General features: G+C 69.3%; 16 protein-coding genes. 6 read left to right on the top strand and 10 right to left on the bottom strand.

Annotated features, from left to right (window positions below; genetic code table 11):
• Positions 1–39 precede the first annotated feature (39 nt).
• Positions 40–753 carry an NIPSNAP family protein gene (locus ACLJRL_RS35450; protein WP_410660731.1) on the top strand — a complete coding sequence of 238 codons (714 nt, stop codon included), beginning with the start codon at positions 40–42 and terminating at the stop codon, positions 751–753.
• Here ACLJRL_RS35450 and ACLJRL_RS35445 read toward each other — a convergent pair.
• The 3 genes from ACLJRL_RS35445 to ACLJRL_RS35435 are packed head-to-tail and all read right to left on the bottom strand — an operon-like array spanning position 739 to position 2,773.
• Positions 739–1,176 carry an NUDIX hydrolase gene (locus tag ACLJRL_RS35445; RefSeq protein WP_410660730.1) on the bottom strand — a complete coding sequence of 146 codons (438 nt, stop codon included), beginning with the start codon at positions 1,174–1,176 and terminating at the stop codon, positions 739–741. The genes ACLJRL_RS35450 and ACLJRL_RS35445 overlap by 15 nt on opposite strands.
• A gap of 9 nt (positions 1,177–1,185) precedes the next feature.
• Positions 1,186–2,076: a transketolase family protein gene (locus ACLJRL_RS35440; protein WP_410660729.1), complete on the bottom strand. Its 891-nt coding sequence runs from the start codon at positions 2,074–2,076 to the stop codon at positions 1,186–1,188.
• 4 nt (positions 2,077–2,080) lie between these two features.
• Positions 2,081–2,773: a transketolase gene (locus ACLJRL_RS35435; RefSeq protein ID WP_410660728.1), complete on the bottom strand. Its 693-nt coding sequence runs from the start codon at positions 2,771–2,773 to the stop codon at positions 2,081–2,083.
• A 52-nt stretch (positions 2,774–2,825) separates the two neighbouring features.
• On the opposite strand from ACLJRL_RS35435, the gene soxR reads away from it, so the two are divergent.
• Complete coding sequence (soxR, locus tag ACLJRL_RS35430) at positions 2,826–3,287, top strand: redox-sensitive transcriptional activator SoxR (protein WP_410660727.1); 462 nt, start codon at positions 2,826–2,828, stop codon at positions 3,285–3,287.
• 46 nt (positions 3,288–3,333) lie between these two features.
• The gene (locus ACLJRL_RS35425) at positions 3,334–3,882 is read left to right on the top strand and encodes an RNA 2'-phosphotransferase (protein ID WP_410660726.1); all 549 of its coding nucleotides are present in this window, start codon (positions 3,334–3,336) and stop codon (positions 3,880–3,882) included.
• Here the strand turns inward: ACLJRL_RS35425 and ACLJRL_RS35420 are convergent.
• Together ACLJRL_RS35420 and ACLJRL_RS35415 are read right to left on the bottom strand one after the other, a co-directional pair.
• The gene (locus ACLJRL_RS35420) at positions 3,874–4,749 is read right to left on the bottom strand and encodes a hypothetical protein (protein WP_410660725.1); all 876 of its coding nucleotides are present in this window, start codon (positions 4,747–4,749) and stop codon (positions 3,874–3,876) included. The two genes, ACLJRL_RS35425 and ACLJRL_RS35420, sit on opposite strands and share 9 nt — an antisense overlap.
• A gap of 46 nt (positions 4,750–4,795) precedes the next feature.
• Positions 4,796–5,365, bottom strand: coding sequence for a TetR/AcrR family transcriptional regulator (locus ACLJRL_RS35415; protein ID WP_410660724.1), 570 nt, complete (start codon positions 5,363–5,365; stop codon positions 4,796–4,798).
• 160 nt (positions 5,366–5,525) lie between these two features.
• Here ACLJRL_RS35415 and ACLJRL_RS35410 point away from each other — a divergent pair, with 160 nt between their 5' ends.
• Entirely contained in the window at positions 5,526–7,712 is a 2,187-nt protein-coding gene (locus ACLJRL_RS35410; RefSeq protein WP_410660723.1) for an MMPL family transporter, read from the top strand.
• A 63-nt stretch (positions 7,713–7,775) separates the two neighbouring features.
• On the opposite strand, the gene ACLJRL_RS35405 is transcribed toward ACLJRL_RS35410, so the two are convergent.
• The 4 genes from ACLJRL_RS35405 to hisD form a co-directional block, all read right to left on the bottom strand.
• Positions 7,776–7,934, bottom strand: a complete 159-nt coding sequence (locus ACLJRL_RS35405) for a hypothetical protein (RefSeq protein WP_410660722.1) — start codon at positions 7,932–7,934, stop codon at positions 7,776–7,778.
• A 129-nt stretch (positions 7,935–8,063) separates the two neighbouring features.
• Positions 8,064–8,663, bottom strand: a complete 600-nt coding sequence (gene hisB, locus ACLJRL_RS35400) for an imidazoleglycerol-phosphate dehydratase HisB (RefSeq protein ID WP_410660721.1) — start codon at positions 8,661–8,663, stop codon at positions 8,064–8,066.
• Complete coding sequence (locus tag ACLJRL_RS35395) at positions 8,660–9,760, bottom strand: histidinol-phosphate transaminase (protein WP_410660720.1); 1,101 nt, start codon at positions 9,758–9,760, stop codon at positions 8,660–8,662. Before ACLJRL_RS35395 ends, hisB begins: the two co-directional genes overlap by 4 nt.
• Entirely contained in the window at positions 9,757–11,082 is a 1,326-nt protein-coding gene (gene hisD, locus ACLJRL_RS35390; protein ID WP_410660719.1) for a histidinol dehydrogenase, read from the bottom strand. Before hisD ends, ACLJRL_RS35395 begins: the two co-directional genes overlap by 4 nt.
• Positions 11,083–11,166: 84 nt before the next feature.
• On the opposite strand from hisD, the gene ACLJRL_RS35385 reads away from it, so the two are divergent.
• Complete coding sequence (locus ACLJRL_RS35385; RefSeq protein WP_410660797.1) at positions 11,167–11,961, top strand: carbon-nitrogen hydrolase family protein; 795 nt, start codon at positions 11,167–11,169, stop codon at positions 11,959–11,961.
• Here the strand turns inward: ACLJRL_RS35385 and ACLJRL_RS35380 are convergent.
• A complete protein-coding gene (locus tag ACLJRL_RS35380; RefSeq protein WP_410660718.1) occupies positions 11,909–12,397 on the bottom strand; it encodes an Lrp/AsnC family transcriptional regulator in 489 nt (162 codons plus the stop codon). The genes ACLJRL_RS35385 and ACLJRL_RS35380 overlap by 53 nt on opposite strands.
• A 69-nt stretch (positions 12,398–12,466) precedes the next feature.
• On the opposite strand from ACLJRL_RS35380, the gene ACLJRL_RS35375 reads away from it, so the two are divergent.
• The gene (locus tag ACLJRL_RS35375; RefSeq protein WP_410660717.1) at positions 12,467–13,369 is read left to right on the top strand and encodes an SMP-30/gluconolactonase/LRE family protein; all 903 of its coding nucleotides are present in this window, start codon (positions 12,467–12,469) and stop codon (positions 13,367–13,369) included.

Raw genomic sequence — 13,369 nt, 5'->3', positions numbered from 1 at the left:
CCACCCGGAACTGTCAGTGCGGGCCTCTAGGGTCCGCGCATGACCGATTTCGCCGCGTTCCAGTCCATCGTCGAGCTGCGCCGGTACACCTTGCATCCTGGCCGGCGTGACGAGCTGATCGAGCTCTTCGAACGCGAGTTCGTGGAGACCCAGGAAGCGACCGGGATGCACCTGTTCGGCCAGTTCCGTGAACCGGCCGAGCCGGACAAGTTCGTCTGGCTGCGCGGTTTCCGGGACATGGCGGCGAGGAAGGCCGCGCTGGAGTCGTTCTACTTCGGGCCGGTGTGGCGCGAACACGGCCCGGCGGCGAACGAGACGATGATCGACGCCTCCGACGTCCTGCTGCTGCGGCCGTCCGGGCCGGGTTTCCCCGCTCCGGACGCGCCGCGGCCGTCCATCGGTGACACGCCGGACTCGCCGGATTCACGGGTACTGGTGACGGTGTGCCATCCGGCCGGGCCGGTCAAGGATTTCGCCGAGTTCTTCGCCGACACTGTGGATCCGGTGCTACGAGAGTCCGATGTGGACACCTTCGGCCGGTTCGAGACCGAGCCGGCCGAGAACACGTTTTCCCGCCTTCCGGTACGGGAGAACGAAACGGTGTTCGTCTGGTTCGCGAAGTTCGCCGACGCCGATGCGCTGGCCGCGCATCGGGAGCTGCTCGATCGCGCCGGCGCCGAACTCGCCGGACGGCTCGAACGTCCTTGGCGGCAGCTGGAACTGGCGCCGACGCCGCGGTCACTCCTGCGCTGAAAGGAGGTCCGCGAGCCCGTCCGGGTACAGGATCGCCTTACCGCTCAGCACATCCTCCATCGGGAGCCAGTGCACGCGCGCGCCGTCGTCGAGCACCACGCCGACCTCGTCGCGCTCGTAGAACGACTTGTCGCTCAGCTCGGCGGTGAACAAGAACACGATCTCGTGCCCCGGCCTGCCCTCGAAGGTGTACACGTTCTCCAATACCGCGATCTGCTCGACCGCGGTCAGGTCCGCCGCGAGTTCTTCCTGGAGCTCGCGGTGCACCGCCTCGGCGGCGGTCTCCCCGAACTCGATCCCGCCGCCGAGCGGGCGGTGGTAGGTCTCGCCTTTCGCCTCGTCACGGCCTTCGAACACGAGGAGGTCGTCACCGCGGCGGACGACGGCGAGCGCGAGCGGCCGGATCGACGGGATCTTCGTCATACGGCGACGCTAACGGAGGAATTCCTTGACCGACAAGGTGATCGAGCCGGCGTCGAGGCCATGTGCGAGGTCGTGATCGGCCATTTCGCCGTAAATCCGCACCTCGGCGTCACGCCGGACCCCCAAGGAGAGCAACCGGTGCGGAGTTTCGGACAACGCGTCCGAGACCGAACGCGCCGACGTCCCCGCCAGATAGGGCTCGACCAGCACGACGTCGGTGCTGCCCGTGGCGTCGACGGCCGAGCGCAGCCCGGCGGCGTCGAACGGCCGGATCGTCGAGGTGTAGAGCACGGTGAGGTCGAGATCTTCGGTCGCCTCCATCACCCGGTCGAGCATCGGCCCGACGGCGACCACCACACCGCGGGTGCCCTCGCGCAGCGTCTGCAAACCCGCGCCCAGATGCGGTTTCGCGTTCTCCTGCGCGGAAAGCCGGAGGTAGACGCGCCCGTTACCCGGAATGGACTCCAGCAGCAGCCGCCGTGCCTCTTCGGGATGCCCCGGCACGTGCACGGTCCAGCCCGGCAGCGTGTCGATGAGGGCGACGTCCCCGGGCGCCTGGTGGGTCCGCCCGGCGGTGGGCATGTCGTAGGAGGCGCCGGAAGAGACCAGCACCGCGCCGACGTCCTGGTGCCCGAGGTCGAGTTTGACCTGCTCGAACGCCCGCTCCACCAGGAACGACGAGAAGGTGTGGACGATCGGGCGCATCCCCGCCAGCGCCAGGCCGCCCGCGGTGCTCATCATCAGCTGCTCGCGGATGCCGACGTTGAGCACGCGGTCCGGGTGTTTGCGAGCGGCGAACGCCAGCTGTGCCGCTGAGATATCGGCGAGCACGACGGCGACGTTCGGGTCGGTGTCGAGCACTTCGGCCGTGGCGTTGAGGAAGGTTTCGCGCATGTTCATGGTTTCAGGCCTTTCGCTCGACTGTCGCGACCACGACGAGCGGCCGGTCCGGATGGGGTGCGGTGAAGGCTTCGAAGAGGGCGTCGTGATCGCGGCCGTCGACGGTCCGGGTCGCCCAGCCTTCGACCTCGAACCGGCGGGCGATCCCGCCCGGCCAGCCGTGCGTGGCCGAGGAGTTGTCGATGACGACGGCGGTCAGCTGCGCCATCCCGGCGCGGCCCGCCACCGCGATCGCCTCCTGGTTGGAGCCTTCGTCCAGTTCGGCGTCGCCGACGAGGGTGACGACCTTGGCGTCACGGAAACCCTTGGCACGCAGGCCGAACACCGTGCCGATGGCCAGCGGGAGCCCGTGGCCGAGCGATCCGCTGGCGATCTCGGCGCCGGGCAGCCGGACGCGATCGGGGTGATGCCCCAGCCGCGATTCGGCCGAGGTCCAGTCGGCGAGTTCGTCCTCGCGAATGAAGCCCTTCGTCGCCAGCACCGCGTAGTAGGCCATCGGACCGTGACCCTTGGACAGCAGGAAGCGGTCGCGGCCCGGGTCGCGGAAGGTCTCCGGCGTGATGCCGAGCACGCGGTCGTAGAGCACCCAGAGCACGTCCACAGTGGACTCCGCCGCGGCCTGGTGTTTCTCGTCCCCGGTCATCAGCGAGATCAGCCGCGGCAGATCCTCGTAGCCGGTTTCGGTGTCAGTGGTCATGAACCGAGGATGCAACCTCGACTTAGGTCGAAGTCAAGGCTAGCCTGGCGTGGTGACGAGATTGGCTGAACATCTGAGCATCGGGCAGGTCGCCGACCGCAGCGGCGTGCCGCATACGGCTTTGCGTTTCTACGAGGACAAAGGGCTGATCAGCTCGGAGCGGTCGGCGGGCAACCAGCGCCGGTATCCGCGTTCGGTGCTGCGCCGGATCGCCTTCATCCGCGCCGCGCAACGGGTCGGGCTCAGCCTCGACGACATCAGCGCGGCACTGGAGACGCTACCCCGGGATCACGCCCCCACCAAGGCCGACTGGGCGCGGCTTTCGAGGGGCTGGCAGGACGAACTCGACGCGCGGATCGACGCGCTGCAGCGCCTGCGGGACAGGCTGACCGGCTGCGTCGGCTGCGGTTGCCTGTCCCTGCGCAGCTGCGGGCTCTACAACGCCGACGACCAGATGTCCCGGTTCGGCCCCGGAGCGGGGAAACTGCGTCCCGCCTCGGAAGGCGGCTTCTGAATTTCCGTTGCCACGCGGGTGCCGGGTATGCGTCACTGGACGCGAAATGGAAGACAAACACCTCATCCGAGCCTCGAAACGGCTCTCCCGGCATCTGCGCCACGCACCCGGCGACATCGGCATCACCCTCACCCCCGACGGCTGGGTCGAAGTCGACACCCTCTTGGCCGCCCTCCGGCGGAACGGCCTGAACCTGACCCGCGCCCAGCTCGACAAGGTGGTCGAAGGCAACGACAAACGACGCTTCGCCTTCGACGAGAGCGGGTCGCGGATCCGCGCCAGCCAAGGGCACAGCGTCGACGTCGACCTCGCGCTGCCCAGCGCCATCCCTCCCGACGTGCTCTACCACGGGACCGTGTCCCGGTTCTTGGACTCGATCATGTACGAAGGGCTCCGGCCGATGAAGCGGCACGCTGTGCACCTGTCGGCGAACGTGGACACCGCACGGGCCGTCGGGGGCAGGCGCGGCGTCCCGGTCCTGCTCGCCGTCGACTCGGCGGGCATGACGGCCGCCGGGCACGAGTTCCAGGTGAGCGCCAACGGAGTCTGGCTCACCGCCGCCGTTCCCCCGGAGTTCCTGCGCCGCCTACCGTAAGCCGTTCTCTCGCAGTAGCGACAGCGTGCCCACGGTGAACAGCCCGTTCCACTCCAGCGCCGCCGCGGGCGAATAGCTGGTGTAGTCGACCCGCCAGCCGCCGTCGTCGTGCTGCGCGCCCGCCAGCCGCCGCAGATCCGCCTCGACGACGTCGGGCTTGAACAGCTTGCGCGCCGGGCCTTCCGGATCCGGAGCGAAGTCGAGCGGCCGCATCGTCTCGCCCTCGATCCCGCCAGCGACGGCGAGGAGGCCGTCTTCCGGGAGATACCGGCCCAGCTGCTCGACCCGGCGTGCGTCGCCGAGTCGATCGAGCAGCTTCATCGCGAAGGCGAGCACGAGCGCGTGCGGCGCCTCATCGAGCTTGTCGATTTCGTCCAGGCAGTAGCGGGTGGCCGTCTCGAGCCAGGGATGCGCGGCGACCACCGGATCATGGGCCGCGACGCGGTGCGCGGTGGCCACGACGATCGCGGTGATCTGCAGTGACGAGACCGTCGGATCCGCACCGGCCCAGAACGGCGCGCTGCCGAACGGATCCGGGATCGGCAAGGCGAACGGGATCCCGCCGTCCGCCAAGGAGATCGAGGTGAGCCAGTCGCAGAGTTCGACGGCGCGAGGGCTGGTCGCCGGGCCGATGTCGGCGAAGACCTCGAAAGCGTGCAGCGCGCCACCGGGCTGGCTGGTCACCGAGCGGCAGTCCGGTTCGAGCCCGTGACCATAGCCGCCATCGGGATTGCGATACCCCTCCAGCGCGGCGAGCGCGGCTTCCGGGTCGCCGTCCTGGAAGAGCACCTCGAAACGCCGCTTGTCGAGCAGCCGCGCCTGGGTGACCATGAACGTGGCCGCCGCTTTCAGATCAACAGAGTTCATGACCACAGGGTCGCGCGGATCGCGGCGCCTGTCTTGAACACATCGGTCACGTGCGGCGGCGCGGGCGGTTGTAGAGCTTGCGGCCGACGCTGATCAGGGTTTCGCGCAGCGTCTCGTCGTCGAGGGCGGCGACCTCGGGCGAGCCGCCGGCGAGGGCGATCCCCGCCAGGAGCACCTGCGCGGTCACCATCGCGAGAACGTCCGGGTCCGGGCCGACGAGGATTTCGAGCAGCCGGTTCTTGAAGTCTTCCGACTGGTGGACGGACCTCTCGATCGCGCGGGCGATGCCGGGATCGCTGGAGAACAGCGCGACCAGTGCCCGGTGCCGCACCACGAGGTCGACGAAACCGTCCAGCAGATGGTCGATCTGCGCGCCGCGGGTGCGCTGGGCGCGGGCGTCGTCGACGATGCCCTCCAGCTCGCGCAGCACGGGCTCGGCGACGGATTCGGTGATCTCCGCCTTCGTCTTGAAGTGGTAGTAAACGGCCGCTTTGGTGACGCCCAGCGCGTCCGCGATCATCTGCAGCGAGGTGCCTTCCACGCCGTGTTCGGTGAACAACCGCAGTGCCGTGCCGAGCAACCGCGTCCGGGTGTCCTCCGCGTGGACGACGTCCATGATCCCTCCTCGTTCAGCCGTCGGAGATTACGTCACGGGCAGCCGTCCGGCCAAACGAGTACTAGCCGTGCGGCTAGTCACACACTTGCCGATCGGCTTGTAGCTCCCTAGCCGATCGGCTAGCTTGGAGTGAACCTGATCGAGTGAACGGGAGACTCTTGTGGCCAGCTTCCTCTACCGTCTGGGCCGGTTTTCGTTCCGGCGCCGGGCACTGGTGACGGTGGTCTGGGCCGCCATCCTGGTCGCCCTCGGCACGGGGGCACTGACCCTTTCCGGCCAGCTTTCGAACTCGGTGACCATCCCCGGCACCGAGTCCCAGAAGGCGATCGACCAGCTCGCGGAGCGCTTCCCGGAGGCGGCCGCCGGTGGCGCGACCGCCCGCGTGGTCATCTCCGCGCCCGAGGGCCAGGACATCACCCAGGAGCCGGGCAAGGCCGCCATCGCCGGCATCGTGACCAAGCTGAAGGACGCGCCGAAGGTCGCCGGAGTGGTCGACCCGCTCCAGGCGCAGGCGATCTCGCCCGACAAGCACGTCGCGCTGGCGCAGGTCAGCTACCGCGTGCCGGGCTTCGAGCTCACCGAAGCCGACCGCGAGGGCCTGATGGCCGCCGCCGATCCGATCAAGGCCGCCGGCTACACCGTGGAGTTCGGCGGTGACGCCGTCCAGGCGATGCCCGCGACGAACGCCACCGAAGGCCTCGGTGTCGCCGTCGCCGCCGTCGTCCTGATCATCACCTTCGGCTCGCTGCTCGCGGCCGGGATCCCGCTGCTGACCGCGCTCATCGGCGTCGGCATCGGCATGGCGGGTATCACGACCGCGTCCGGTTTCCTGGAACTGAACACGAACACGCCGGTGCTCGCGCTGATGATCGGCCTCGCCGTCGGCATCGACTACGCGCTCTTCATCGTCTCTCGCTATCGACACGAACTAAGCATCGGCCGCGATCCCGAGGAAGCCGCCGGACGCGCCACCGGCACGGCCGGATCCGCGGTGGTGTTCGCCGGGCTGACCGTGATCATCGCGCTGGCGGGCCTGACCGTCGTCGGCATCCCGTTCCTCGGTGAGATGGGCGTCGCCGCCGCGATCACCGTCGCCATCGCCGTCGTCATCGCGCTCACCCTGCTGCCCGCCATCCTCGGCTTCGCAGGCGCCAAACTGGCCGGCGGCAAGATTCGCCTGCGCCGCAAGGAAAACACGACGACGCACGGCGAGCGCTGGGCCCGTTTCGTGGCCCGCCGCCGGATCCCGGTGCTGATCGCCGCGATCGCCGGCCTCGCGATCGTCGCCATCCCGGCCGCGAGCATGCAGCTCGGCCTGCCGAACGACAGCACCGCCGCGCCCGGCAGCACGCAACGCGCGGCGTACGACACCGTCGCCCGCAGCTTCGGCGAGGGCGCGAACGGACCGCTCGTGATCGTCGTCGACCTGGCCTCCGCCGGCGACCGGCAGGCCGCGCTCCAGCAGGCGACCGCGGGCATCAGCGGACTCCCCGAGCGGCCGATCGTCACGCCGCCGAAGGTCAACCGCGACGGAGACCTGGCGCTGCTGACCGTCGTCCCGAAGAGTGGTCCGAGCAGCACCGAGACCGAGACTCTCGTCAGCGACATCCGCGGCCTCAACGCGGGACTGGGCACGGCCACCGGCGCGTCGCTGGCGGTGACCGGCCAGACCGCGGCGAACATCGACGTCTCGGAGAAACTCGCCGACGCGATGCTGCCCTACCTGGCGCTGATCGTCGGGCTCGCGTTCCTGTTGCTGATGCTGGTGTTCCGCTCGGTCGTGGTCCCGCTGAAGGCCACGCTCGGCTTCCTCGGCTCCGTGGTCGCGACGTTCGGCGCCGTGGTGGCGGTGTTCCAGTGGGGCTGGCTGACCGATCTGCTCGGGGTGAAGACGACCGGACCGATCATGAGCATGCTGCCGATCCTGCTGATCGGTGTGCTGTTCGGGCTGGCCATGGACTACCAGGTGTTCCTGGTGACGCGGATGCGCGAGGAGTACGTCCACGGCGCCGACCCGCAGCAGGCGATGGTCACCGGCTTCCGGCACGGCTCCCGGGTCGTGGTCGCCGCGGCGCTGATCATGATCAGCGTATTCGCCGGATTCATCCTGGCCGAGTCTTCGCTGATCCAGTCGATCGGGTTCGCGCTGGCCTTCGGGGTGCTGGTGGACGCGTTCGTGATCCGGATGACGATCGTGCCCGCGCTGATGTCACTACTCGGCCGTGGCGCGTGGTGGCTGCCGAAGTGGCTGGACCGCGTGCTGCCCGATGTCGACGTCGAAGGCGAGAAGCTCACGAAGCAGCTTGACACTCCCGACGAGCGCGAGTTGGTCGAAGCCTCCAAGTAAGTACGTGAAGGCCCCCTTCCTTGCGCTAGGCGCAGGGAAGGGGGCCTTCACGTACTTGGGAGTTCAGCCGGCGAGCCAGGCGACGGCGCCGCCGATCGCCACCAGCGCGGCGATGCCCAGCACCACGGCCAGGAACTTGACGCTCTTCCAGGTCGCGTAGACGCCGCCGATCAGGAAGCCACCGAGCGCGAACAGCAGCACGGCGATGGTCGAGTTACTCATGCCCGCCAGGCTGCCACACGCTCGCTCGCGGGACCCCGCCGGGTACGCCCGCCTTCAACGCCCGCAATTCGTCCTCTAGTTGCGGTAGTTGCACGTGCAAGGAACGCAACCAGAGGACGAAACGCGGGGTTAGAGAACGCCCTTCGTGGACGGAATCCCGCCCGCCCGCGGGTCCGGCTCGGTGGCCGCGCGCAGTGCCCGCGCGACGGCCTTGTACTGCGCCTCGGCGATGTGGTGCGGGTCCCGGCCGTGCAGCACGCGGACGTGCAGCGCGATCTGGGCGTGGAACGACAGCGAGTCGAACACGTGCCGCGTCAGCACGAACGGATAGTTGCCGCCGATGGTGAAGCTGGTGAACTGCTCCGGCTCGCCGAGGTGCACGCAGAACGGGCGGCCGGAGACGTCGATCGCGGCGTGCGCGAGGGTTTCGTCCATCGGGATCCAGGCGTCGCCGAACCGGCGGATGCCGCTCTTGTCGCCGAGCGCCTGCCGCAGCGCCTGGCCGAGCACGATCGCGGTGTCCTCGACGGTGTGGTGCGCGTCGATGTGGACGTCACCGGTCGCTTCCACCTTGAGGTCGAGCGAACCGTGCACGCCGAACGCGGTGAGCATGTGGTCGTAGAACGGGACACCGGTGCTGATCTCCACCTGTCCCGTGCCGTCCAGGTCGAGCTGGACCGAAATGGACGATTCCCTGGTGGTGCGATCCACCTTGCCGACGCGACTCATCGCGGCACCTCCTTGCTGGCCTCGAGAAAGGCGTCGTTCTCTTCCGGCGTCCCGATGGTCACCCGCAGGTGGCCTTCGATGCCGACGTCCCTGATCAGTACCCCGTTGTCCAAATAGGACTGCCAGGTCGCGGGAGCGTCCGCGAACCGTCCGAAGAGGACGAAGTTCGCGTCACTCGGGACCGGCGTGAATCCCAGGCCCAGCAACGATTCCACCACCCTGTCGCGTTCGGCCGCGAGTTTGGCGACCGAGGCGAGGGTGGCGTCCGCGTGCCGCAGCGCCGCGCGGGCGGCGGCCTGCGTGAGCTTGGAGAGGTGGTACGGCAACCGCACCAGCTGCAGCGCGTCGACGATCGCGGGTGCGGCCGCCAGGTAGCCGAGCCGCCCGCCCGCGAACGCGAACGCCTTGCTCATCGTGCGCGACACGACGAGTTTCGCCGGGTACTCCTCGATCAGCTCGACGGCGCTCGGCTGCGACGAGAACTCCGCGTACGCCTCGTCGACCACGACGATGCCCGGCGCGGCTTCGAGCAGCCCGCGCAGCTCACCGAACGGGATCGACCCGCCCGTCGGGTTGTTCGGGCTGGTCACGAAGACGATGTCCGGACGCCGTTCGCGCACCAGCGCCGCGGCCTTCTCGGTGTCGAGCGTGAAATCGTCGCGACGCGGCACCGGCAGCCAGTCGGTGCGGGTGCCCGCCGAGATGATCGGGTGCATCGAGTACGACGGCTCGAAGCCCAGCGCCGACCGCCCGGGGCCGCCGAAAGCCTGCAGGATCTGCTGCAGAATCTCGTTGGATCCGTTGGCGGCCCACACGTTCGACTCCGAGACCAGGACACCGGTGGACACCGCGAGGTAGTCCGCGAGGTCCTGCCGCAACGCGACGGCGTCACGGTCCGGATAGCGGTGCAGCGAAGCGGCTTCGGCGCGAACGGCCTCGGCGACGTCGGCCACCAGCGCGTCCGGCGGCGGGTACGGGTTCTCGTTGGTGTTGAGCCGGATCGGCACGTCCAGCTGCGGCGCGCCGTACGGGGTCTTGCCCCGCAGGTCTTCCCGCAACGGGAGCGAGCCGAGCGTGATCTCCTCGCCGATGGTCATGCCCGCTCCCCCTCGAACCGCGCCATGATGGCCTCGCCGTGCGCGGGCAGGTCCTCGGCGTCGGCCAGCGCGACGACGCTGCCGGCGATCTCGCGCAAAGCGTCCTCGCTGTAGTCGACGACGTGCACACCCTTGAGGAAGCTCTGCACCGAAAGGCCGGACGAGTGCCGTGCGAACCCGCCGGTGGGCAGGACGTGGTTCGACCCGGCGCAGTAGTCGCCGAGCGAAACCGGTGCGTACGCCCCGACGAAGATCGCGCCCGCGTTGCGCACGCGAGCCGCCACCGAGCGCGCGTCCGCGGTCTGGATCTCCAGGTGTTCGGCGGCGTAGGCGTCGACCACACGGAGCCCGTCGTCCACAGTAGACACCAGAATGATGCCGGACTGCTTGCCGCTCAAGGCTTCCGTCACGCGGTCGGAGTGCTTGGTCGCGGCGACCCGGCCGGTCAGCTCCTTCTCGACGGCGTCCGCGAGTTCTTCGGATGTCGTCACCAGCACGCTCGCGGCGAGCGGGTCGTGTTCGGCCTGGCTGATCAGGTCGGCGGCGACGTGCACCGGGTCGGCCGTCTCGTCGGCGAGGATCGCGATCTCGGTCGGACCGGCCTCGGAGTCGATGCCGATCATGCCGCGCAGCAGCCGCTTGGCCGCGGTGAGGTAGATGTTGCCGGGCCCGGTGACGGTGTCGACAGGCTCCAGCACGCCACCGTCGGTGTCGGTGCCGCCGTAAGCGAGCAGGGCGACGGCCTGTGCCCCGCCGGCCGCCCACACCTCGTCGACGCCGAGCAGCGCGGCGGCGGCCAGGATCGTCGGGTGCGGGAGACCGCCGAACGCGGCCTGCGGCGGCGAGCACAGCACGAGCGTGCCGACCCCGGCGATCTGCGCGGGGACGACGTTCATCACCACGGTCGACGGGTACACCGCGAGCCCGCCCGGCGCGTACAGCCCGACGCGCTCCACCGGGATCCAGCGCTCGGTCACCGTGCCGCCGTCGACGACGGTCGTGGTGACGTCCTGGCGGACCTGATCGCCGTGGACCTTCCGGGCGCGCAGGATGGACTCCTCCAGCGCCTCGCGAACGGCCGGGTCCAGGTTCTCCAGCGCACCGGTGAGCTCCGCGGCGGCCACCCGGACACCGGCGGGGCGGACCTTGTCGAACTTCTCGGTGTACTCGAGAACCGCCTCGACACCGCGATCGCGGACCGCCTCGACCACCGGCCGCACGTGATGCAGCGCCGCGTCCACGTCGTACTCGGCACGCGGCAGCGTGCTCCTGAGTTCGGCAACGGACGGGACCTGTCCACGCAGGTCGGTACGGTTCAGCATGGGTCCAGGGTACGAGGTGGCCCGAACGCGGCGAGCAGGCACACTGGGGTGGTGACCAGCGATCCCACGATGAGGGAGGCCAGTGTGGCCCGGATCGGGTTGTGCCAGCTCACAACGGCCGAGGATCCCGAAACGAACCTGAAGCTGATTCGCGAAGGCGTGGCGGCCGCGGCCGCCGACGGCGCGCGGATCGTGGTCTTCCCCGAAGCGGCGATGGCGCGCTTCGGCGTTCCGCTCAAACCGCTCGCCCAGCCGCTGGACGGGCCGTGGGCGTCCACTGTGGCCGCCCTCGCGCGAGAGCACGGCGTCGTAATCGTCGCGGGCATGTTCACGCCGTCGCCGGACGGGCGTGTGAGCAACACGCTGCTCGTCACCGGCGCCGGGCACCACTTCGGCTACGACAAGATCCACCTGTACGACGCGTTCGGATTCGCCGAATCCGACACGGTCGCCCCCGGTTCCGCGCCGGCCACCTTCACGGTCGACGGCGTCACCTTCGGCGTCGCGACTTGCTACGACCTCCGTTTCCCGGAGCTGTTCCGGCGGCTGGCCGACGACGGCGCCGACATCGTCCTCGTGCCGACGTCGTGGGGCGCGGGCGAAGGCAAACGCGAGCAGTGGGAGGTCCTGGTGCGGGCCCGCGCGCTCGACTCCGGCTGCTGGGTCCTGGGCTGCGGGCAGGCCGACCCGGTCACGACCGGGACGGCGGTGAACCCGAAGGCACCGACCGGGATCGGCTATTCCACCGTGTCCGACGGCTTCGGGCGCGTCCACGCCCAGCTGGGCGCCGGGGCGGAGATCGCGGTCCTCGACGTGGATCCGGCGGTCAGCGGGAAGGCTCGGGCGGCGACGGGAGCGCTGGCGAACCGTCGCCTCTAGCGTCCACGGATCGCTCGAAAAAGGACTCGAGCACCACGATCGTCTGGGTCCCGGTGACCCCTTCGATGGCGTAGAGGCGGCGCAACGACGCCTGGAGTTCCTCGGTGGTCGGCGTGCGCACCTTCACCAGCAGCGAAGCCGGGCCCGCGATGACGTGCGCCTCCACCACCTCCGGAAGCTCCTCCAGCGCCACCTTGGTCGGCGAGTCCCCCATCCACGACTTCGCCTCGACCAGCACGAACGCCATCACCCCACGGCCGACGGCCGCCGGATCGACGTCGACGGTCGTGCGCCGGATGACGCCCTGCTCCCGCAGTTTGCGGACCCGCTCGTGCGCGGCACCCGCGGACAACCCGACCGCCTTGCCGAGCGCGGCATACGCCTGAGTCGCGTCCTGCTGAAGCTCGGTGAGCAGTATGCGATCCACATCATCCATGGCTTGACCATATCAAGTTCGGCGAGCAATGATGATTGCCAGATGACGTTCTGACTTCTGGGGTCACTTATGGACATGATCAAGGCACGGTTCGAGGTCCTCGACGAGCGGTTCGCCCGCGTCAACGGCGACGAACGGATGCGGCGGCTGCACACCGGCTGCCGGTGGACCGAGGGCCCGGCCTACTTCCCCGCGGGCCGGTATCTCGTCTTCAGTGACATCCCGAACGACCGCGTCCTGCGCTGGGACGAGACCACGGGAGCGGTCGGCGTCTTCCGCGAGCCCGCCGGATTCCACAACGGGCACACGGTCGACGGCCTCGGCAGGCTCGTCAGCTGCGAACAGGGCAACCGGCGGGTTACACGCACCGAGCACGACGGCACGACCACCGTGCTCGCCGAGACCTACCAGGGCAAGAAGTTCAACAGCCCCAACGATGTCGTCGAAGCCCGCGACGGCGCGATCTGGTTCACCGACCCCAGCTACGGGATCGACAGCGACTACGAAGGCCATCAGGCCGAAAGCGAGATCGGCGCCTGCCACGTCTACCGCGCCGACCCGGTGGACGGCTCCGTCCGGATCGTCGCGGACGACTTCACCCGCCCGAACGGGCTCGCGTTCTCGGTGGACGAGTCGCTGCTGTACATCGTCGACACCCGGCGGAATCCGAGTCACATCAGGGTTTTCGACGTCAAGGACAGCGGGAGGCTCACCGGCGGCGAGATCTTCGCGACCTGCGACGCCGGAGTGTTCGACGGCGTCCGCGTGGACGACGCCGGCCGCGTCTGGGCCGCCGCGCACGACGGTCTGCACTGCTTCGCGCCCGACGGCACGCGGATCGGCAAACTGCGCATCCCGGAGGTCTGTTCGAATCTGACCTTCGGCGGGCCGCGCCGCAACGACCTGTTCGTCACGGCGTCGAGTTCGGTCTACACCCTGCGAGTCAACTTCGCGGGGCCGAAGCGCCGCTGA

This window comes from Amycolatopsis sp. lyj-112 (assembly GCF_046549055.1).
GTDB lineage: Bacteria > Actinomycetota > Actinomycetes > Mycobacteriales > Pseudonocardiaceae > Amycolatopsis.
The sequence above is the reverse complement of the archived record's forward strand: the minus strand, read 5'-3'. Positions and strand labels throughout refer to the sequence as shown.

Excerpts from the sequence above, each read along its gene's own strand:
- ACLJRL_RS35380 (WP_410660718.1), bottom strand. The coding sequence starts at position 12,397 with ATGGATGATGTGGATCGCATACTGCTCACCGAGCTTCAGCAGGACGCG.
- ACLJRL_RS35445 (WP_410660730.1), bottom strand. The coding sequence starts at position 1,176 with ATGACGAAGATCCCGTCGATCCGGCCGCTCGCGCTCGCCGTCGTCCGC.
- ACLJRL_RS35440 (WP_410660729.1), bottom strand. The coding sequence starts at position 2,076 with ATGAACATGCGCGAAACCTTCCTCAACGCCACGGCCGAAGTGCTCGAC.
- ACLJRL_RS35405 (WP_410660722.1), bottom strand. The coding sequence starts at position 7,934 with ATGAGTAACTCGACCATCGCCGTGCTGCTGTTCGCGCTCGGTGGCTTC.
- ACLJRL_RS35420 (WP_410660725.1), bottom strand. The coding sequence starts at position 4,749 with ATGAACTCTGTTGATCTGAAAGCGGCGGCCACGTTCATGGTCACCCAG.
- hisD (WP_410660719.1), bottom strand. The coding sequence starts at position 11,082 with ATGCTGAACCGTACCGACCTGCGTGGACAGGTCCCGTCCGTTGCCGAA.
- ACLJRL_RS35395 (WP_410660720.1), bottom strand. The coding sequence starts at position 9,760 with ATGACCATCGGCGAGGAGATCACGCTCGGCTCGCTCCCGTTGCGGGAA.
- ACLJRL_RS35435 (WP_410660728.1), bottom strand. The coding sequence starts at position 2,773 with ATGACCACTGACACCGAAACCGGCTACGAGGATCTGCCGCGGCTGATC.
- ACLJRL_RS35375 (WP_410660717.1), top strand. The coding sequence starts at position 12,467 with ATGGACATGATCAAGGCACGGTTCGAGGTCCTCGACGAGCGGTTCGCC.
- ACLJRL_RS35415 (WP_410660724.1), bottom strand. The coding sequence starts at position 5,365 with ATGGACGTCGTCCACGCGGAGGACACCCGGACGCGGTTGCTCGGCACG.
- ACLJRL_RS35425 (WP_410660726.1), top strand. The coding sequence starts at position 3,334 with ATGGAAGACAAACACCTCATCCGAGCCTCGAAACGGCTCTCCCGGCAT.
- ACLJRL_RS35450 (WP_410660731.1), top strand. The coding sequence starts at position 40 with ATGACCGATTTCGCCGCGTTCCAGTCCATCGTCGAGCTGCGCCGGTAC.
- hisB (WP_410660721.1), bottom strand. The coding sequence starts at position 8,663 with ATGAGTCGCGTCGGCAAGGTGGATCGCACCACCAGGGAATCGTCCATT.